The sequence below is a fragment of the Luteimicrobium sp. NPDC057192 genome, from assembly GCF_042670205.1.
GTDB lineage: Bacteria > Actinomycetota > Actinomycetes > Actinomycetales > Cellulomonadaceae > Luteimicrobium.
Window position 1 is genome coordinate 1 of record NZ_JBHUWD010000018.1, and the last position, 17,676, is coordinate 17,676.

Here is a 17,676-nt window from a genome sequence, read left to right on the forward strand (position 1 = left end):
CCGCAGCAGCGGAACGGGCCCCTTCGAGACGGGCGAGCGCCGGCTCGCTCAGGCCTCGTCGGCCTCCTCGTCGTCCTCGTCGGGACGCTTGTAGGGGTCGGCGTCACCGGCGAAGGCCTTGCCCTCGCGGAGCTCGGCGAGCTCGGCGTCCCGCTCGCGGGCGGCGCGCAGGGCGTCCTCGAGGTGGGCGGCGTTCTCGGGGATCGCGTCGAGCTGGAACTCGAGCGTGGGCGTGAGCCGGATCCCCGTCTGCTTGCCGACCTCGGACCGGATGAGGCCCTTGGCGCTCTCGAGCGCCGCGGCCGTCCCGGCCCGCTCCTCGTCGGTGCCGCGCACCGTGTAGAACACGGTGGCGTTCTGCAGGTCGCCGGTCACGCGCACGTCGGTCACCGTGACGTACCCGAGCCGCGGGTCCTTGATCCGCCGGTCCAGCATGGTCGCGACGACCTGCTGGATCCGCTCGGCCAGCTTCCTGGCCCGCACACTCTCAGCCATCAACCCTCATCTCCGGGGCCGCGAAGCGGCCCCTTGGTCCACCCAAGCCCGCGAACGAGACGCTCGCGCCATGGTGACAGAACGAACAGAGCCCTGCCCGGGAGGGAGAGGGGTGGCGGGGACGCCACCCCTCTCCCGGACGGGCAGGGCGGAGGCGACGACGAACGTCACCTCAGCAAGAGATCACGAACGCGGCTTCTCCCGCATCTCGAAGGTCTCGATGACGTCCTCGAGCTGGATGTCGTTGAACGACCCGAGCCCGATACCGCACTCGTAGCCCTCGCGGACCTCGGTGGCGTCGTCCTTGAACCGCTTGAGCGAGTCGATGGTGAGGTTGTCCCCCACGACGACACCGCCGCGCAGCACACGAGCCTTGGAGTTTCGCGTGATGACGCCCGAGCGGACGATCGTTCCCGCGATGTTGCCGGCCTTGGACGAGCGGAAGATCTCGCGGATCTCCGCGGTCCCGAGCTGGACCTCCTCGTACTCGGGCTTGAGCATGCCCTTGAGCGCGGCCTCGACGTCGTCGATCGCCTGGTAGATGACCGTGTAGTAGCGGATGTCCACGCCTTCGCGGTCGGCCAGGTCGCGGACACGGTCCGCGGGCTTGACGTTGAAGCCGATGATGATCGCGTTGTCCACGGTCGCCAGGTTGACGTCGTTCTGCGTGATCGCACCGACGCCGCGGTGGATGATGCGCAGCTCGACCTCGTCGCCGACGTCGATCTTGAGCAGCGCGTCCTCGAGGGCCTCGACGGCACCGGACACGTCGCCCTTGAGGACGAGGTTGAGGGTCTCGACCTTGCCCTGCTCGAGCGCCTGCGTGAAGTCCTCGAGGCTGATGCGCTTGCGGCGCTTGGCCAGCGTCGCGGCACGCTCGGCGGCCTCGCGCTTCTCGGCGATCTGACGCGCGGTGCGGTCGTCGGGCGCCACGATGAACGTGTCGCCGGCGCGGGGCACCGAGGTCAGGCCGAGCACCTGGACCGGACGCGACGGGAGCGCCACGTCGAGGTTCTCGCCGTGCTCGTCGAACATCGCACGGACGCGGCCGTGGGCCGTGCCCGCGACGATCGAGTCGCCGACGGCGAGGGTGCCGGACTGCACGAGGACGGTCGCGACGGAGCCGCGGCCCTTGTCGAGGTTGGCCTCGATGGCGACGCCGCGCGCGTCCTTGTCGGGGTTGGCGCGCAGGTCGAGGGCGGCGTCCGCGGTGAGCAGCACGGCGTCCAGGAGGTCCTGGATGCCGATGTCGTTCTTGGCGGACACGTCGACGAACATGGTGTCGCCGCCGTACTCCTCGGCCACCAGGTTGTACTCGGTGAGCTGCTGGCGGATCTTGGCGGGGTTCGCCCCCTCCTTGTCGATCTTGTTCACCGCGACCACGATCGGGACGCCCGCGGCCTGGGCGTGGTTGAGCGCCTCGACCGTCTGCGGCATCACGCCGTCGTCGGCCGCGACCACGAGGATCGCGATGTCGGTGACCTGGGCACCACGGGCACGCATGGCGGTGAACGCCTCGTGACCCGGGGTGTCGATGAACGTGATCGCCCGGTCGACGCCCTCGTGCTCGTGGTGCACCTGGTAGGCACCGATGTGCTGGGTGATCCCGCCGGCCTCGCCCGCGACGACGTCCGAGGACCGGACGGCGTCGAGGAGCTTGGTCTTTCCGTGGTCGACGTGGCCCATGACGGTGACGACCGGGGGACGCGGCTCGAGCACGTCGTCGCCCTCGGCCTCCAGCTCGCCCTCGAGGTCGATGTCGAACGCCCCGAGGAGCTCGCGGTCCTCGTCCTCTGCCGACACCATCTCGATGACGTAGCCGAGCTCGGCGCCCAGGGTGCCGAAGGTGTCCTCGTCGAGCGACTGCGTGGCGGTCGCCATCTCACCGAGGTGGAAGAGGACGGTCACGAGGCTCGCGGGGTTCGCGTCGATCTTGTCCGCGAAGTCGGACAGGCTCGCGCCGCGGCGCAGCCGCACGACGGTCGAGCCGTCCCCGCGGGGGACGGTGACGCCGCCGAGCGACGGCGCCTGCATCTGCTCGAACTCCTGGCGCTTCGCGCGCTTCGACTTCCGTCCGCGCACGGGGCGGCCACCGGCGCGCCCGAAGGCGCCCTGCGTGCTGCCACGACCGGCGCCACCGCGGCCACCGCCGCCGGGACGGCCGCCGAAGCCGCCGCCACCACCGGGACGTGCGGCGCCACCGGCACCGCCGCCACCGAAGCCGCCGCGACCGCCGCCGCCACCGGGACGACCGCCACCGCCGCCGGCGCCCTGGCCGGCGCCGGGCCGGCCGAGCGACGTGCGACCCGGCATCATGCCGGGGTTCGGGCGGGGGCCACCGGGACGCGGAGCGGCGCCGCCGGGGCGAGGTGCGCCGCCGGGGCGAGGCGCCGCGGGACGCGGACCGCCGGAGCGCTCGCCCGAGCCCTCACCACGGTCGGGACGCGCCTGCGGGCGGGGCATCCCCTGCTGCGACGCGAACGGGTTGTTGCCCGGGCGCGGCCGGGGCATGCCCTGGCTGGACGCGAACGGGTTGTTGCCGGGTCGCGGCGCGGCGCCACCCGGGCGCGGGGCGCCGGGACGCGGGGCGGGCGACTCGTTGCCGGCAGCCGGCTTGGGGGCGGCTGCGGGCTTCGGGCCGGGCGTCGGCGCGGACTGGCGCGGTGCCGGACGCTCGGTGGCGGGTGCGGGGGTCTCCTCCGCAGCCGGCGCCTTCGGGGCGGCCGGGCGCGGGGCGGCAGGCTTCGCCGCCGCGGGCTTCGCCGCGCCGCCACCGGCGGCGGGCGCGCCGGCACCTGCACCGGCGGGGAAGGCGTCGCGCAGCTTGCGCACGACGGGTGGTTCGATCGTCGAGGACGCCGACCGGACGAACTCACCGAGCTCGGTGAGCTTCGTCATGATCGTCTTGCTCTCGACACCGAGCTCCTTGGCGAGCTCGTAGACGCGGACCTTGGCCACAACTCTCCTGTCTCGGCCCGCCCGGACAGGGAGGACCGTCGTTAGTGCTGAGGGGTGCTCATCGCAGGGTGCTCATCGCGTGCCCATGTGTTTCTGACCCGCTTCCTGATAGACGTGTCTGGCATGTCGTGCTGGCGCACGTGGTCGTCACTCGGTGCCGAGGCCGACGAGGAACCGGCGGACCCCGCTCGCGTCGGGGACGCTGCGCAGTCGCAGCGCCCGCGTGAACGCGTGGCGGCGTTCGGCCAGCTCCAGGCAGCGCATCCGCGGGTGCAGCCACGCGCCACGCCCCGGGAGCGAGCGTCCGTCGTCCACCACGAGCACCACCGTGGTGGCGCCCGTCGGGCCGTCGTCCGTCCGCGCCACGAGGCGCACGAGGTCGGACCGAAGGTCGCGGGACCGGCAGCCGACGCACGTCCGCACCGGAGCCCGTTCGGGCTCGCGGTCACCTGAGGGTGCGGGGAGGACGTGCGACATCGGCCGGGCCTGAGACCCGTTGTCGGACATCTTACCCCGTCGGCCCCGGGTCACCCCGCCGTCGGGCGGGGCGCGGCGGCGTCCGGCGCGCCCTCGTCGGACCGGATGTCGATCCGCCAGCCCGTGAGCTTCGCGGCGAGGCGGGCGTTCTGGCCCTCCTTGCCGATGGCCAGCGAGAGCTGGTAGTCCGGCACGACGACGCGCGCGGAGCGCGTGGTCTCGTCGACGATCGTGACCTGGTTGACGCTCGCGGGCGACAGCGCGCTCCCGACGAAGCGCGCCGGGTCCGGGCTGTAGTCCACGATGTCGATCTTCTCGCCGTGGAGCTCCGCCATGACGGCCCGCACCCGGGCCCCCATGGGGCCGATGCAGGCGCCCTTGGCGTTGAGCCCCGAGACCGTCGAGCGGACCGCCATCTTGGACCGGTGCCCCGCCTCGCGGGCGAGCGCCACGATCTCGACCGAGCCGTCCGCGACCTCGGGCACCTCGAGCTCGAAGAGCTTGCGCACGAGGTTGGGGTGCGTCCGGCTCAACGTGATCTGCGGGCCCTTCATTCCGCGCGTCACCTCGAGCACGTACGCGCGCAGCCGCTCGCCGTGGACGTACTCCTCGGTCGGCACCTGCTCGTGGGGCGGCAGGACCGCCTCGACGCCCCCGACCTCCACCAGCACGACGCGCGGGTCGCGGCCCTGCTGGATGACGCCGGCGATGACCTCGCCCTCCTTGCCGCGGAACTGCCCCAGGATGGCGTCGTCCTCGGCGTCACGCAGACGCTGGACGATCACCTGGCGCGCGGTCGCGGTGGCGATCCGGCCGAAGTCGGCGGGCGTGTCGTCGAACTCGGGGCCGAAGCTGCGGACCCCGTCCTCGTCCACGATCTCCTCGCGCGCCCAGACCGCTGCGCGGCCCGACGTGCGGTCGAGCTCGACGCGGGCGTGCGGCTGTGCGCCCGTGCTGCGGTGGTAGGCGGAGAGCAGCGCCTGCTCGATCGCGCCCACGAGGACGTCCAGGCTGATGTCCCGCTCGCGCTCGATCGCGCGCAGAGCGCTCATGTCGATGTCCATCAGGCCTCCTCGTCGTCGGTGGTTTCGGCGGACCGTGACAGCTCGACCTCGATGCTGCCGCGGGCGACGGCCGAGCGGTCGACCCGCTCGGGCTGCCCGGCCGGGACCTCCGTCAGGACGAGCTCGTCGCCCTCGACCTCGGCCAGCCGGCCCTCGTAGGTGCGGCCGTCGCGCAGGGCGAGGCTCACGCGCCGCCCGCGCGCCCGCTTGAAGTGCCGGGGCTCGGTGAGCGGCCTCGAGGTCCCGGGCGTCGAGACCTCGAGCGTGTACTGCCCGGGCAGGACGTCGGACGCCGCGTCGAGCGCTTCCGAGACCTCGCGGGAGACGTCGGCGACGGCGTCGAGGTCGAGGCTGCCGAGGACGTCCTCGGGCAGGTCGAGCGTGACGCGGACGACCGAGCGGCTGCCGGCGCGGGACACGACGACGTCCTCGAGGTACAGACCCGCGCCTTCGACCACCGGCGCGACGACCTCGCGGAGCGTGTCCGCCGGTTGCTGCCTGGGCATTGCTTCTCCTGTCGGTTCTCACGGCCCACCTGCGGGACGCGAGCTTCTGAGGACCGCGAGCCGGGTGCGCCGGGCAGCGATCGAGATCGTCTCGACCGGTGTGCTGTTGTGCGGGTCAAGACTACCGACTCGCCAGGGCATCGGCGTCCCGACGCCCCGCGGGTGGCGCGGCGCACGGTGCGCGCGGCAGCGCGTCCGAGGCCACGGACGGCCCGCGGTCATGGGATCATCGGGCGCGATGAGCCCCCACCCCGCGCCCGCCCGGCCCCTGCCCCGCCGGCCCGCCGCCCTGCTCGGTGCGGCGGCGTCCGTCGTGCTCGCCCTCGTCCTGTCGGGCTGCGGCGTCCGGCTCGAGTCCGCTCCCCCGGCTCCGCTGACCCCGACCGCGGACGAGGCCGTCCGGGCCGCGACCGTCGCGGACGTCGTCGCCGTGCGTGACCTCGCGGAGCGTGCGCTCACGGACGGCGGCAGCGCCGGCGCGACGGGCGCGCGGCTGCGCGCCGTCGTCAAGCACGCGGGGACCCAGCTCGCGGCGCTCGGCGGCGTCTACACCGGTCCGCCCCCCACGACGAGCCCCGCTGCCACCCCCACGACCGCTGCCGCGTCCGCGGCCACCGCGGGCGCCGTCGCGAACCGCTTGACGAGCGCGTCCACGGCGGGCCGCGCCCGCCTGGCCGACGCCCCCGACCCCCACCTCGCACGACTGGTCGCGCAGGTGAGCACGTCCCAGGCGCTCGACGCGCGCGCGCTCGCCGCCGCGGCGCACGTCGAGGTCGCGGCGCCGAAGGCCGTGCGGGTCGCGGTCCCGGCGACGCTGCCCGCCGGGGCGCACGCGGGCACGGCCGCGACCGTCGTCGAGAACGAGGACGCGGCCGGCTACCTGCTCGAGGTGGTGGCCGCGCGCTCGCACGGGACCACCCGTACCACCGCGGCCGCACGGGCCGCTCAGCACCGCACGCGCGCCCAGGACTGGGCCGACGCCACCGGGATCTCCGGCACCGACGGCGACCCGCGGCGCACCGCCTACGCCGTGCCGGCCGAGGCCGTGGCGCGGACGGTCGAGTCGCGCCTGGTCACGTCGTACGCGGCGCTGCTCGACACGCTCGACCCGAAGGGGCGCACCCAGGTCGCCGACCTCCTGTCCGACGCCGCCCGCGCCGCGGTCGACGCGGGCGCGCCGATCACCGCGCTGCCTGGAGGCACCCCGAAGTAGTACGGCGGCCGGCATACCTCGCGAGGTAGTACGGCGGCCGTACTACCTCGCGAAGCAGTCCTCCGCGACGGGTACCTCGCGGAGGTATCCGTCGTCCGGGGACGTCAGAGGAGGGCGGCGACTCGCGCGGCCACGCGCTCGACGGCGTCCGTCACGGGCACCTGCTCCGCGTCGTCGCCCGCGCGCCCGCGCACCTCGACGACGCCGTCGGCGAGCCCGCGACCCACGACGACGACGACGGGCACGCCGATGAGCTCGGCGTCGGCGAACTTCACACCGGGCGACGCCTTGGGGCGGTCGTCGTAGAGCACCTCGACGCCGCGCGCGGCGAGGCCGGTCGCGATCGCGTCGGCCGCGTCGAACACGTCCTGGCCCTTGCCGGCCGCGACGAGGTGGACGTGCGCGGGCGCGACGTGCGCGGGCCACGCGAGGCCCTTGTCGTCGTGGTTCGCCTCGGCGAGCGACGCCATCACGCGGGTCACGCCCACGCCGTACGAGCCCATCGTGACGACGACCTGCTTGCCGTTCTGGTCGAGCACGGTGAGGCCGAGGGCCTGCGCGTACTTGCGGCCGAGCTGGAAGATGTGGCCGATCTCGATGCCGCGCGCGAGCTCGAGCGGGCCCGAGCCGTCGGGCGCCTCGTCGCCCGCGCGGACCTCGGCGGCCTCGATGGTCCCGTCGGCGGCGAAGTCGCGGCCCGCGACCAGGTCGAACACGTGTCGGCCGGGCTGGTCCGCGCCGGTGATCCAGCGGGTCCCCGGCACGATGCGCGGGTCGAGGAGGTAGCGGACCGCAGAGACGGTCGTGCCGTCCTCGAGCGTGCGCTGCGCGCCCTGCGGGCCGAGCGCGCCCGGGCCGATGTAGCCCTTGACGAGCTCGGGGTGCGCGGCGAAGTCGCCGTCGCCAGCGGGCTCGACCTCGGCCGGCTCGAGCGAGGCGCCGAGCCGCTTCATGTCGACCTCGCGGTCGCCCGGGAGCCCGACGACGAGCACCTCACGCCGACCGTCCGGGTGCGTCGCCGCGAGGACGACGTTCTTCAGGGTGTCAGCGGCGGTCCAGGCGCGATCGGGGCGCGGGTAGCGCTCGTTGGCCAGGGCGACGAGAGAGTCGATGGTCGGGGTGTCGGGCGTGTCCTCGACGTGCGCCGCGGGGGCGTCGTCGAACGGGATCGCGTCGGGGACCGGGGTGACGACGGCCTCCACGTTCGCGGCGTAGCCGTCGGCCGAGCGCACGAACGTGTCCTCGCCGATGGGCGTCGGCGTGAGGAACTCCTCGGACCGCGACCCGCCCATCGCGCCGCTGGTCGCGGCGACGATCACGTACTCGAGCCCGAGTCGCTCGAAGATCCGCTGGTACGCGGCGCGCTGCGCGGCGTAGGACGCGTCGAGCCCGGCGTCGTCGACGTCGAACGAGTACGCGTCCTTCATGATGAACTCGCGCCCGCGGATCAGGCCGGCACGCGGCCGGGCCTCGTCGCGGTACTTCGTCTGGATCTGGAAGAGCGTGAGCGGCAGGTCCTTGTACGACGAGTACAGGTCCTTGACGAGGAGCGTGAACATCTCCTCGTGCGTGGGCGCGAGCAGGTAGTCGGCCTCCTTGCGGTCCTTGAGCCGGAACAGGCCCTGGCCGTACTCGGTCCAGCGGCCCGTCGCCTCGTAGGGCTCGCGCGGCAGCAGCGCGGGGAAGTGCACCTCCTGCGCGCCCGACGCCTGCATCTCCTCGCGGACGACGCCCTCGACCTTCGCGAGCACGCGCAGGCCCAGCGGGAGCCACGTGTAGATGCCCGGTGCGGCCCGCCGGATGTAGCCCGCGCGGACGAGCAGCTTGTGGCTCGCGACCTCGGCGTCCACCGGGTCCTCGCGCAGGGTCCGGACGAAGAGCGTGGACATCCGCAGGACGGCAGGGGACGAGGAGGTCAGGTCGTGCGACATGCGGCACAGCCTACCGGCGGCCCGGCGCCCGCCCGCGCGTCCCGCAGCGCGGTGCCGGGCGACGTCAGCGGGTCCGGGGCATGATCGGACTCATGCCGGAGCTGCCCGAGGTCGAGGCGCTCGTCGGGTTCCTGCGGGAGCGGACGAGCGGCCACCTGATCGCGTCCGCCGAGCTGGGCCAGATCTCGGCGCTCAAGACGTACGCGCCGCCGCTCGACGCGCTCGTCGGACGCCGCGTCACGGACGTCGTCCGGCACGGGAAGTGGCTCGACGTGAGGGCCGCCGCCCCCGACGAGCCTGAAGCAGAACCGCTGCACCTCGTGTTCCACCTGGCCCGCGGCGGGTGGCTGCGCTGGTCCGAGAAGGCGCCGACGACGCCGGTCCGTCCGCGCGCGGGCGGGGGCGGCGGCAACCGTCCCACCCTCGCGCTGCGCGTGCGGTTCGACGACGGCGCCGGATTCGACCTCACGGAGGCGGGCACGCGCAAGCGGCTCGCGGTCTACGTCGTGGCCGACCCGGACGACGTGCCCCAGATCGCGTCCCTCGGCGTCGAGCCGATGTCCGACGCGTTCACGCCCGAGGTCCTGGCCGCGCTCCTGGCCGGGAAGAACCAGCAGGTCAAGGGGCTGCTGCGTGACCAGGGCGCGATCGCCGGCATCGGGAACGCGTACTCGGACGAGATCCTGCTCGTCGCCCGGACGAGCCCGTTCCGCCTCACCAAGACCTATGCCGCGCCGTCCGGCGCCTCCCCCGGGACGCCGTCCGACGACGTCGTCGCCCTGCACGCCGCGATCCGGGACGTGCTGCACGAGGCCGTGACCGCGTCGTCGGGCAGGCCGGCGGCCGAGCTCAAGGACGCCAAGCGCCGCGGCATGCGCGTGCACGGCCGGACGGGCGAGCCGTGCCCGGGCTGGGACGGCGTGCCGTGCGGCGACACGGTCCACGAGGTGTCCTTCGCGGACCGGTCGCTGCAGTACTGCCCGACCTGCCAGACCGGGGGTCAGGTGCTCGCGGACCGCCGCATGTCCCGCCTCCTGCGCTGACGACGCCCCGACCATGCCAGCGCCGCGCCCACGGCCAGGGACCCGAGCGCCACGCCGCCGCCGAGGGCAGGCCATCCCGCCGCCGTCGCCAGGGCCCCGGCACTGAGCGCTCCAGCGACCTGCGCCGCCGTCGTCATGACCTCGGCGACCGGTTGGACCCGCCCGCGCTCCACGGGCCGGTACGACGCCGCGACCATCGCGCTCCCGCCGCTGAAGGCCAGGTTCCAGCCGACGCCCACCGCGGCCATCGCGAGCACGAACGCCGGCATCGACGGGCTCACGACGGCAGCCGTGCCCGCGACCACGATGACCGCGGTGCCGAGGAGCGCGACGCGCCGCTCGCCGAACCGGCCGATCCACCGGGCGACGACGAACCCCGGCGCGTACATGCCGACCATGTGGAGCTGGACCGCGAGCGCCGCCTGGCCGGCGCTGTGACCCGTGTCGGTCCCGGCGAGCGGGCCGGCGGTCATCATCGACATCATCGCGAAGGCCGCGAGCGAAGCGGCCCCCACCCCGCCGAGCAGGACGGGCTGGCGCCACAGCGCCGCGGCGGGCCGGGCGCCGTCCGCCGGTGCGCCTCCCGGCGGCGCGGTGGCGGACGGGGCGCGGCCGAGGTCCGCCAGCCGCCGGGGCAGGAGCACGTTCCAGCCCAGGGCCGCGAGGCCCGCCGCGGCGACGAGCAGGTAGGAGGCCACGTACGGGGTCGCGGTGGCGTGCGCGAGCGCGGTCGCCACGAACGGTCCGACGAGGGCCGCCGCCAGGCCGCCCGCGAGGACCGTGCTCACGGCCCGGGCGCGCGCGCCGGGCACCGCGTCGGCGGCCGCGTAGCGGTAGTAGCCGGTGCCGGCCTGGTACACCCCGACGAGCGCCGTCCCGACGCAGAACAGCCAGAACAGGTCGAGCCGGACCGCGAGCGCCGAGACGAGGCCCGCCGCGACGGCAAACACGGGGGCGACGACGAAGGCGCGGCCGTAGCCGCGGCGCCCGATCGCGCGCGACCACACGAAGGTCGCGACCGCCGCCGCGACGGGGATCAGGCTGAACGGGACGGTCGCGAGCAGCCGGGTGGGTGCGAGCCGCGCGCCGACGACGCCCGTGAGCGTCAGGTCGACGGTCGTCCCGAGGACGGCGAGGCCCTGCGCGGTGACGAGGCGGCGCACGGTCGCGGCAGCGTGGGAGGCAGGCGGCGCGGAGGTCGGGGCTGTCGTGCTGGTCGTGGTCACCAGGCAAGCGTCGCGAAGCGGGCGAGCCGGCACGAGAGGCAGGAATGCCGCTCTGTGTTAGGTTTCTGCCATGGCTCCTCTCGACGCCTCCCACCGTGTCGCGGTCCTCGCCCTCGCGGACGCGCTCCCGATGGAGGTGGGCATCCCGTTCCAGGTGCTGCAGCGGCGGCGCTACCCGTACGACGTCGAGCTCTGCGGCGAGCGGCCCGGTCCCGTCCCGACGACGGGCGGCTTCCCCGTGCACGCCGGCACCGGCCTGGAGGCGCTCGAGCGCGCCGACACCGTCGTCGTGCCGGCGTTCCACGACGTCGACCGGCCGCTGCCGGCGGACGTGCTCGACGCGCTCGTCGCAGCCCACGAGCGGGGCGCGCGTCTCGTCTCGATCTGCGTCGGCGCGTTCGCCCTCGCCCAGGCCGGGCTCCTCGACGGCCGAGCCGCGACCACCCACTGGCAGTACACGGCCCTGCTCGCGCGCCGCTACCCGCGCGTGACGGTCGACCCCGACGTCCTCTACGTCGACGAGGGCGACGTGCTGACCTCGGCGGGCGTCGCGTCGGGCATCGACGCCTGCCTCCAGCTCGTGCGCACGGACCACGGCGCCGCCGCGGCGAACGAGGTCGCGCGGGCCCTCGTGGCCGCGCCGCACCGGGACGGCGGCCAGGCGCAGTTCGTGGTGCGCTCCGACGAGCCGTCGCGCCAGGACGCGCTCGCGTCCACGCGGGCCTGGGCCCTCCAGCGGCTCGACGAGCCCCTCACGCTCGCGGACCTCGCCCGTCACGCGCACGTGTCCGTCCGTACGCTCGCGCGGGTCTTCGTCGCCGAGACCGGGCTCCCCCCGCTCCGCTGGCTCTCGACGGCTCGGGTCGACCGCGCCTGCGAGCTCCTCGAGACCACCGACTGGGGCGTGGACCGCGTGGCCCGGGCCGCGGGCCTCGGCACCCCGGCGAACCTGCGCCTGCACCTGCGGCGCGCCCTCGGAGTCAGCCCCTCGGAGTACCGCGCGACGTTCTCGCTGACGGCCGCGGCCTGAGCCGGCCGCGAACACCGAGCGCCCGGCCGGACCGCCGGCGGGCCCGGGAACCGGGAACGGGACCGGGCCTCAGAACAGGATGGTCGCGAGCGTCCCGACCTGCTCGAACCCGACCCGCCGGTACGCGGCGATCGCGGGCGCGTTGAAGTCGTTGACGTACAGCGAGACGACGGGCGCGACGTCCCGGCGGGCGGCGACGACGACGGCGGCGACACCGTTCTCGGAGAGCCGGTGCCCACGCCGGGTGGGGTCGACCCAGACGCCCTGGATCTGGGCCACCTGCTCCGTGACCGCCCCGAGCTCGGCCTTGAACGCGACGAACGGGCGCTCGTCCGCGCCGCGCTCCATCCGGACGAAGGACCGCCCGGTCGCGATGAGCTGGCGGACGCGACGCTCGTAGGCGGAGCTGCCGCCCACGACGGGCGAGTACCCGACCTCCTCGACGAACATGCGCACGCAGGCGGGCAGGATCGCGCCGAGCTCCTCGCTCAGCCCGCGTCGGACGGCAGGGTCCGGCGCGACGTCGGGGTCGCGGGCGATCGCCATGGACGGCTGGCAGGCGCGGATCTCGCGCGGCCGCGGCCAGACCGGTGCCAGCCGCTCCCACAGGCCCAGGGCGACGGCCGCGTCCCCGACGATCGAGGAGCTGCGCCGTCCCTCGAGCCTCGCGGCGGCCGCGAACGCGTCGAGCGCGGCCTCCCGCTCGGGGCCGGTCTCGGGGACCACGGGGAACAGGTTCGCGCCGGACCAGCAGATCGCCGTCGGGGGGCCCGACGACGGGTACGCCCAGATGCTGCCGCCGCCGCGCGCGCCCTGCTCGGGCCAGTCGGCGACTCGGGCCGCGGCGAGCGCCGCCGTCACGGGGTCGACGGCGCACACCGCGAGCGCTGCGGCGACCTCGTGCCGCCCCATCACCCGCGCGGGCGCCGCACGCAGGCCGTGCGCGTCGTCGCGGGCGAAGAGGCGGACCATGCGCCGATTCTCCCCCATCGGTTCCGCGGGCGCCGTCAGGCGGCCGTCGGCCGCGTCGCGGCTCGCAGCCCGGTCAGCTCACGGTGACGACGGGACCGGACGGCGTGCGCTCCTCGGCGGGCATCGAGTCGGCGATCCGCATGGCCTCCTCGATGAGGGTCTCGACGATCATGGCCTCGGGCACGGTCTTGATGACCTCGCCCTTGACGAAGATCTGGCCCTTGCCGTTGCCGGACGCGACCCCGAGGTCCGCCTCGCGGGCCTCGCCCGGGCCGTTGACGACGCAGCCCATGACCGCGACGCGCAGCGGCACCTCCATGCCCTCGAGCCCCGCGGTGACGCGCTCGGCGAGCGAGTAGACGTCGACCTGGGCGCGACCGCACGACGGGCACGAGACGATCTCGAGCTTGCGGGGGCGCAGGTTGAGCGACTGGAGGATCTGGATGCCGACCTTGACCTCCTCGACGGGAGGCGCGGACAGGGACACGCGGATGGTGTCCCCGATGCCCTTGCTGAGCAGCGCACCGAACGCCGTCGCGGACTTGATGGTGCCCTGGAACGCTGGCCCGGCCTCGGTGACGCCGAGGTGGAGGGGCCAGTCGCCGGCCTCGGAGAGCAGCTCGTAGGCGCGCACCATCACGACGGGGTCGTTGTGCTTGACCGAGATCTTGAAGTCGTGGAAGTCGTGCTCCTCGAAGAGCGACGCCTCCCAGATCGCGGACTCGACGAGCGCCTCGGGCGTCGCCCTGCCGTACTTCGCGAGCAGGCGCGGGTCGAGCGAGCCGGCGTTGACGCCGATCCGGAGCGACGTGCCGTGGTCCTTCGCCGCCTGGGCGATCTCCTTGACCTGGTCGTCGAACTTGCGGATGTTGCCCGGGTTGACGCGCACGGCCGCGCAGCCGGCCTCGATCGCGGCGAACACGTACTTCGGCTGGAAGTGGATGTCCGCGATGACGGGGATCTGGGACTTCTTCGCGATCGCGGGGAGCGCGGCAGCGTCGTCGGCACTGGGGACGGCGACGCGGACGATGTCGCAGCCGGCCGCGGTCAGCTCGGCGATCTGCTGGAGGGTGGCGTTGATGTCCGAGGTCAGCGTCGTCGTCATGGACTGGACGCTGATCGGCGCGTCACCGCCGACCTCCACCTTGCCGACGCGGATCTTGCGCGTCTTGCGGCGGGGGGCGAGGACGGGTGCGGGAGCCTCGGGCATGCCGAGGTTGATCGGGACGCTCACGGGTCAAGTATCCCTCGCCCCGCCGACGTCGCGGGCTGCCAGGGGCGCGACGGGCCGTCGGATCTCGTGGCGATCCGGGAAAGGCGGCCCGCCGAAAAGCCCGTGACACGCGTGCGGACCCCGCCTAGCGTCGCCCACGACCCCTCGAACCCACGGCTGGAGGCCCGCGATGCGGCAGACGACGACCGACCCCTGCGTCCCTGTCGCCTGCCCGAGGAGCCCCCGCCCGTATGAGGACCGTCACGATCGGCGTGCTCGCGCACGTCGACGCCGGCAAGACCACCCTGACTGAGCGCCTGCTGCTGCACGCGGGCGCGATCGACCACGCCGGCAGCGTCGACGCCGGCGACACCCAGACCGACACGCTCGAGCTCGAGCGCCGTCGCGGCATCACGATCCGCTCGGCCGTCGCGACGCTGCGCGCCGGCGACCTCACCGTGAACCTCGTCGACACGCCCGGGCACGCGGACTTCGTCGCCGAGGTCGCACGCGCCGTGACCGTGCTCGACGGGGCGGTCCTCCTCCTGTCGGCGGTCGAGGGCGTCCAGGCCCGGACACGCGTCCTGCTGCGGACGCTGACCCGCCTGCGCGTGCCGACGATCCTGTTCGCGAACAAGGTCGACCGGGCGGGGGCCCGGACCGACGGGCTCGTCGCCGAGGTCCGCGACCGGCTCACGCCGCACGTCGTGCCGCTGAGCACCGTCGCCGGTGCGGGGACGCGCGGCGCGCTCGTCGGGCCGCGCGACCCGGGGGCCCTGCCCGACGACGTCGCGACGGCCCTGCTCGACGACGACCGGTCCGCGCCGCTCCTCGAGGCGTATCTCGCGGGCGAGGGCCCCCTCGCGCACGACCCGAGATCGGTGCTGAGGGCAGGGGTCCGCGCGGGCACGCTGCACCCGCTGCTGTTCGGCTCGGCGGCGACGGGCGTCGGGGTGCCCGCGCTGGTCGACGCCGTCGGGCGGTGGTTCCCGTCGACGGACCCGGCCGGAGACGCGGCCGCCGGGGCGGCCCGTGGCACGGTCTTCGCGGTGGACCGCGGGCCGGGCGGCGCCCGCGTCGCGGTCGTGCGCCTGCGCACGGGCACGCTGCGCGCGCGGGACCGGGTCCGGCTCCACTCCCCCGACGACACCGCCGGCCGTCCCGCGCTGGCGACCGCCGTCCAGGTCTACGAGGCCGGCACACGCACTCGCGAGGGGGTGCTCGGCCCGGGCGGCGTCGCTCGGGTCACCGGGCTCGCCGGCGTCCGGGTGGGGGACGCCGTCGGCGACCCTGGGCTCGTCGCCCGGACCGGCCTCTTCGCGCTCCCGACCCTCGCGGCGGCGGTCGTCCCGGTGCGCCCGGGCCAGCGACTCGCGCTGCGCGACGCGCTGGAGGACGTCGCGGCCCGCGACCCGCTCGTCGCGGTCCGGCTCGACGACACGACGGGGGACCTCGTGGTCAGCCTGTACGGAGAGGTCCAGAAGGAAGTCCTGGCGGCCACGCTCGAGGGCGAGTACGGCGTCGCGGTGCGGTTCTCCGACCAGGGCGTCCTGCACGTCGAGCGGCCGCGGGCCACCGGCTCCGCCCTCGAAGTCATGGGCTCGCACCCGTTCGGGCTCGTGACCGTCGGGCTCCGGGTGGAGCCGGCGCCGGCCGCGTCGGGCGTGACGTACCGCGTCGAGGCCGAACGCGGCCTGCTCCTGCGCGGCTTCCACGGCGCCGTCGAGGAGACCGCCCGGGCGCTCCTGCGCCAGGGCCGGTACGGCTGGCCCGTGACCGACGTCCGCGTGACGCTGACGCACGCCCGGTACGGCACGGGCGCCACCGCGGGTGCGTTCCGCGACCTGACCACCGTCGTCCTCGCCGACGCGCTCCGCTCGGCGGGCACCCGCGTCTGCGAGCCGGTCGTCCGGTTCGAGGTCGAGACCCCCGACGACGACGTCCCGGCCGTGGTCGCCGTCCTCGCCGGGGCGGGGGCGACGCTCGAGAGCGGGCAGGACGGGCGTCCGCAGCCCGACGCCGCGGCGCTCGTGTGCGGACGGGTCGCGGCGGCGGCCGTGCCCGACCTGGAGCGGGCCCTGCCCGGCCTCACGCGCGGCGAGGGCGTCCTCGTCACGGAGCCCGCCGGGTTCGAGCCGGTCCGGGGCGCGCCGCCCCGCCGCGTGCCCGGCGAGCCCGACCTCCTCGCGCGTGCGGCGCGACTGAGGCGGCTGTGGTGAACCCGGCCGAGCGCCTCAGGTCAGGCGGACGGGATCGACGATGTCCGCGTAGATGAGGAGCACGCCCATGACCGTCAGCAGCCCGAACATCGCGTACGCGACCGGCATCATGCGCGCGGTGTCCGCGGGGCCCGGACGCGGGAGGCGCCGCACGCGCGCGACGGTGCGCTTCGCACCCTCGTAGAGCGCACCCACGACGTGCCCGCCGTCGAGCGGCACGAGCGGGATGAGGTTGAAGACGAACAACGCCACGTTGAGGCTCGCCAGCAGCAGGAGCATGGCCTGGACCCGCGCGACGACGGTCGCCTGGTCCGCGCCCGCGACGTCCACGGCGACGCGCCCGACGCCCACGACGCTCATCACCGAGTCGGCGCTGCGCGGCTCGTCGCCGAACGTCGCGCGGGCGACGTCGACGACCTTGACGGGCAGCTGCGCGACGAGCTCGACGGTCCCCGTGGTCATGTCCCACGTCTGGCTCACGGCCGTCGCGGGCGACTGGTGGACGCGCTCCGCCGTCGGATAGATCCCCAGGTAGGGCACGGTCTGCGTGGTGACGGAGCCGTCGGACGCCGTCGTCTGCGTCGTGTGCTCGGCGGGCGTCACGTCGAGCGTGTCCTGGGTCCCGTCGCGGTCCACGACGAGCGTCGTGGGCGCGGTGCCGCCGTCGCGGATCGCGCTCGACAGGTCGTCCCAGCTGCTCACCGGCGAACCGTCGTACGCGACGATCGTGTCTCCCGCCCGCAGCCCCGCCTTCGAGGCGGGCGACGCGGGGTCGCCCGCCTGGCACGAGTCGTCCGACGACGTCGACACGCACGCGGGCACGGCGCCGACCGTCGTCGTGGGGGTCTGGACCCCGATCGCGGACAGGGCGATCAGGGTGAGGACGAACGCGATGACGAGGTTCATCACCGGGCCGCCGAGCATCACGACGACCTTCTTGGGCGCGGACAGGCGGTAGAACGCGCGGGACTCCTGGCCGGGGAGGATCTCCTCGGCGGACGCCTCGCGGGCCGCCGACGTCATCTCGCCGAACCAGCCCTTGCGGGGCCGGTGCCCGGGCGGCGCGGGCGCGTACATGCCGACGAGCCGCACGTAGCCGCCCGCGGGGATCGCCTTGAGCCCGTACTCGGTCTCGCCGCGGGTCCGCGACCACAGCGTCGGCCCGAAGCCCACCATGTACTGGCTCACCCGCACCCCGAAGAGCTTGGCGGGGACCATGTGGCCGACCTCGTGCAGGGCGATGGACACCAGCACGCCCACCACCACGACGAGCACCGCGATCACGACGGCCATACGGTTCGATCCTCCGGGGACGGACGGGAAGTCAGG

The 17,676-nt window shown here is 74.8% G+C and carries 14 protein-coding genes; 4 read left to right on the plus strand and 10 right to left on the minus strand.

From position 1 onward, the window contains the following. Positions 1 to 48: 48 nt before the first annotated feature. The 5 genes from rbfA to rimP form a co-directional block, all read right to left on the minus strand. The gene (gene rbfA / locus ACFT5B_RS10085; protein WP_386797871.1) at positions 49 to 495 is read right to left on the minus strand and encodes a 30S ribosome-binding factor RbfA; all 447 of its coding nucleotides are present in this window, start codon (positions 493 to 495) and stop codon (positions 49 to 51) included. A gap of 183 nt (positions 496 to 678) precedes the next feature. Beyond that, complete coding sequence (gene infB, locus ACFT5B_RS10090; RefSeq protein ID WP_386797872.1) at positions 679 to 3,453, minus strand: translation initiation factor IF-2; 2,775 nt, start codon at positions 3,451 to 3,453, stop codon at positions 679 to 681. A gap of 147 nt (positions 3,454 to 3,600) precedes the next feature. Beyond that, entirely contained in the window at positions 3,601 to 3,930 is a 330-nt protein-coding gene (locus ACFT5B_RS10095; protein ID WP_386797873.1) for a YlxR family protein, read from the minus strand. A gap of 50 nt (positions 3,931 to 3,980) precedes the next feature. Continuing rightward, positions 3,981 to 4,994 (minus strand): transcription termination factor NusA, encoded by a 1,014-nt coding sequence (gene nusA / locus ACFT5B_RS10100; protein ID WP_386797874.1) that lies wholly within the window; start codon positions 4,992 to 4,994, stop codon positions 3,981 to 3,983. Then, complete coding sequence (gene rimP / locus ACFT5B_RS10105; protein WP_386797875.1) at positions 4,994 to 5,500, minus strand: ribosome maturation factor RimP; 507 nt, start codon at positions 5,498 to 5,500, stop codon at positions 4,994 to 4,996. Before rimP ends, nusA begins: the two co-directional genes overlap by 1 nt. Positions 5,501 to 5,738: 238 nt before the next feature. Between rimP and ACFT5B_RS10110 the strand changes: the two genes are divergently transcribed. Further along, complete coding sequence (locus ACFT5B_RS10110; protein WP_386797876.1) at positions 5,739 to 6,713, plus strand: DUF4439 domain-containing protein; 975 nt, start codon at positions 5,739 to 5,741, stop codon at positions 6,711 to 6,713. 104 nt (positions 6,714 to 6,817) lie between these two features. On the opposite strand, the gene ACFT5B_RS10115 is transcribed toward ACFT5B_RS10110, so the two are convergent. Further along, on the minus strand, positions 6,818 to 8,644 hold the full coding sequence (locus ACFT5B_RS10115) for a proline--tRNA ligase (protein ID WP_386797877.1): 1,827 nt from the start codon (positions 8,642 to 8,644) through the stop codon (positions 6,818 to 6,820). A gap of 92 nt (positions 8,645 to 8,736) precedes the next feature. Between ACFT5B_RS10115 and ACFT5B_RS10120 the strand changes: the two genes are divergently transcribed. Next, entirely contained in the window at positions 8,737 to 9,687 is a 951-nt protein-coding gene (locus ACFT5B_RS10120; RefSeq protein WP_386797878.1) for a DNA-formamidopyrimidine glycosylase family protein, read from the plus strand. Here the strand turns inward: ACFT5B_RS10120 and ACFT5B_RS10125 are convergent. Continuing rightward, a complete protein-coding gene (locus ACFT5B_RS10125; RefSeq protein ID WP_386797879.1) occupies positions 9,645 to 10,913 on the minus strand; it encodes an MFS transporter in 1,269 nt (422 codons plus the stop codon). The two genes, ACFT5B_RS10120 and ACFT5B_RS10125, sit on opposite strands and share 43 nt — an antisense overlap. A 70-nt stretch (positions 10,914 to 10,983) precedes the next feature. Between ACFT5B_RS10125 and ACFT5B_RS10130 the strand changes: the two genes are divergently transcribed. Then, on the plus strand, positions 10,984 to 11,943 hold the full coding sequence (locus tag ACFT5B_RS10130; RefSeq protein WP_386797880.1) for a GlxA family transcriptional regulator: 960 nt from the start codon (positions 10,984 to 10,986) through the stop codon (positions 11,941 to 11,943). A 69-nt stretch (positions 11,944 to 12,012) separates the two neighbouring features. Here ACFT5B_RS10130 and ACFT5B_RS10135 read toward each other — a convergent pair whose 3' ends face one another. Together ACFT5B_RS10135 and ispG are read right to left on the minus strand one after the other, a co-directional pair. Next, positions 12,013 to 12,915, minus strand: a complete 903-nt coding sequence (locus ACFT5B_RS10135; RefSeq protein WP_386797881.1) for a GNAT family N-acetyltransferase — start codon at positions 12,913 to 12,915, stop codon at positions 12,013 to 12,015. Positions 12,916 to 12,988: 73 nt separating this feature from the next. Then, positions 12,989 to 14,125, minus strand: coding sequence for a flavodoxin-dependent (E)-4-hydroxy-3-methylbut-2-enyl-diphosphate synthase (gene ispG, locus ACFT5B_RS10140; protein ID WP_386797939.1), 1,137 nt, complete (start codon positions 14,123 to 14,125; stop codon positions 12,989 to 12,991). A gap of 254 nt (positions 14,126 to 14,379) precedes the next feature. Between ispG and ACFT5B_RS10145 the strand changes: the two genes are divergently transcribed. Next, positions 14,380 to 16,347 carry a GTP-binding protein gene (locus ACFT5B_RS10145; protein WP_386797882.1) on the plus strand — a complete coding sequence of 656 codons (1,968 nt, stop codon included), beginning with the start codon at positions 14,380 to 14,382 and terminating at the stop codon, positions 16,345 to 16,347. Between the two features lie 15 nt (positions 16,348 to 16,362). Here the strand turns inward: ACFT5B_RS10145 and ACFT5B_RS10150 are convergent, their stop codons facing one another. Then, positions 16,363 to 17,640: a M50 family metallopeptidase gene (locus ACFT5B_RS10150; protein WP_386797883.1), complete on the minus strand. Its 1,278-nt coding sequence runs from the start codon at positions 17,638 to 17,640 to the stop codon at positions 16,363 to 16,365. Positions 17,641 to 17,676: the final 36 nt, after the last annotated feature.

What these genes read in the sequence shown, in the direction of transcription:
- rbfA (WP_386797871.1), bottom strand. Translation starts at nt 495, where the DNA reads ATGGCTGAGAGTGTGCGGGCCAGGAAGCTGGCCGAGCGGATCCAGCAG.
- ACFT5B_RS10095 (WP_386797873.1), bottom strand. Translation starts at nt 3,930, where the DNA reads ATGTCGCACGTCCTCCCCGCACCCTCAGGTGACCGCGAGCCCGAACGG.
- nusA (WP_386797874.1), bottom strand. Translation starts at nt 4,994, where the DNA reads ATGGACATCGACATGAGCGCTCTGCGCGCGATCGAGCGCGAGCGGGAC.
- rimP (WP_386797875.1), bottom strand. Translation starts at nt 5,500, where the DNA reads ATGCCCAGGCAGCAACCGGCGGACACGCTCCGCGAGGTCGTCGCGCCG.
- ACFT5B_RS10110 (WP_386797876.1), top strand. Translation starts at nt 5,739, where the DNA reads ATGAGCCCCCACCCCGCGCCCGCCCGGCCCCTGCCCCGCCGGCCCGCC.
- ACFT5B_RS10115 (WP_386797877.1), bottom strand. Translation starts at nt 8,644, where the DNA reads ATGTCGCACGACCTGACCTCCTCGTCCCCTGCCGTCCTGCGGATGTCC.
- ACFT5B_RS10120 (WP_386797878.1), top strand. Translation starts at nt 8,737, where the DNA reads ATGCCGGAGCTGCCCGAGGTCGAGGCGCTCGTCGGGTTCCTGCGGGAG.
- ACFT5B_RS10130 (WP_386797880.1), top strand. Translation starts at nt 10,984, where the DNA reads ATGGCTCCTCTCGACGCCTCCCACCGTGTCGCGGTCCTCGCCCTCGCG.
- ACFT5B_RS10135 (WP_386797881.1), bottom strand. Translation starts at nt 12,915, where the DNA reads ATGGTCCGCCTCTTCGCCCGCGACGACGCGCACGGCCTGCGTGCGGCG.
- ispG (WP_386797939.1), bottom strand. Translation starts at nt 14,125, where the DNA reads ATGCCCGAGGCTCCCGCACCCGTCCTCGCCCCCCGCCGCAAGACGCGC.
- ACFT5B_RS10145 (WP_386797882.1), top strand. Translation starts at nt 14,380, where the DNA reads ATGAGGACCGTCACGATCGGCGTGCTCGCGCACGTCGACGCCGGCAAG.
- ACFT5B_RS10150 (WP_386797883.1), bottom strand. Translation starts at nt 17,640, where the DNA reads ATGGCCGTCGTGATCGCGGTGCTCGTCGTGGTGGTGGGCGTGCTGGTG.